Source organism: Carboxylicivirga sp., assembly GCF_982718395.1.
Genome location: NZ_CEXQWX010000258.1, coordinates 4249 through 5474 on the forward strand (window position 1 = coordinate 4249; position 1226 = coordinate 5474).

A 1226-nucleotide genomic window follows, 5' to 3' on the forward strand; every position below is an offset into this window, starting at 1 on the left:
CTTCCGTCTTCTGTCTTCGGTCTTCCGTCTTCTGTCTTCGGTCTTCCGTCTTCTGCCTATTCTTCTGTCCTCCGTCCACGGTCTTCCGTCTTTACATTTCTTCTTCCTTATTACTCACACCCGCATCAGCAAAACTGCTCATCTCATTCATAAAGTTCACGGCTGATTGTACAATCGGGTAAGCAACAGCCGATCCGGTTCCTTCGCCTAATCGCATACCAAGATGCAATATAGGCTCTGCCTTTAGGTGTTGTAGCATTAACTTGTGTCCTTGCTCATTTGATTTGTGAGCAAACAAGCAGTAATCAGTTACATTTTTGTTAAAGGCATGGGCGGCAATCAGAGCGGAAGTAGCAATAAAACCATCTGACAGGATAATCATTTTTAACTCCGCCGCTTTTAAGATGGCACCACAGATAGTGGCAATCTCATAACCTCCAAAAGTTGCTAACACATCTAATGGCTTGTTGATTGCATGATGCAGTTGAAGAGCTTTCTCAATAACTTGTGCTTTATGTTGGATTCCCTCTGCATCCAAACCTGTTCCGGCACCTGTCGCTTCTTGTGCACTAAAACCCCCAAATTTGCAAAGTAGAGCAGTAGCGGCAGTAGTATTACCAATACCCATTTCGCCAAAACCAACAATATTAGTACCTTCCTTATGCAGCTTTTCAATGATAGTAGCTCCATTGTTCATAGCTGCCTGGCACTCTTCAATGGTCATGGCCGGTTCAACAGCGAAATTGCGAGTACCTTTGCGCACTTTTAAATCAAGTAGTTGTTCAGTTGGTTCAAAATCGAAGTTAACACCTGTATCAGCTACTAATAGATTAATATTGTTTTGGCGGCAAAAAACATTAATGGCTGCACCACCTCCCAGGAAATTCATCACCATTTGAAAAGTTACCTCCTGCGGGAAAGGACTTACTTTTTCTTGAGTGATGCCATGGTCTCCGGCACATACCAGAATAGATGGTTTGCTTAGTTGTGGCGTTAGGGTGTTTTGGATTTGACATACTTTAAAAGCAATCTTCTCAAGTGTGCCCAAAGCACCAAGTGGTTTGGTTTTTAAATCGATCTTTTGTCGGATTTGCTCATCCAATTCTGTTGAAACAGAGGTGATTTGTTGCTCCTGCATTGTTGAAATAATTAAAAGTTTAACAAGCTTCAGGAGGATAGATGAATGCACAGGCCAATAAGCTATGCAGGTTCACTTTACCCCGAAG

1 protein-coding gene is annotated in these 1226 nt (G+C 42.5%); it reads right to left on the reverse strand.

Features of this window, described 5'->3' with window-relative positions; translation table 11 throughout:
* Positions 1–91: 91 nt before the first annotated feature.
* On the reverse strand, positions 92–1138 hold the full coding sequence (gene cobT, locus AC4MRQ_RS24735) for a nicotinate-nucleotide--dimethylbenzimidazole phosphoribosyltransferase (protein ID WP_491200410.1): 1047 nt from the start codon (positions 1136–1138) through the stop codon (positions 92–94).
* Positions 1139–1226 lie beyond the last annotated feature (88 nt).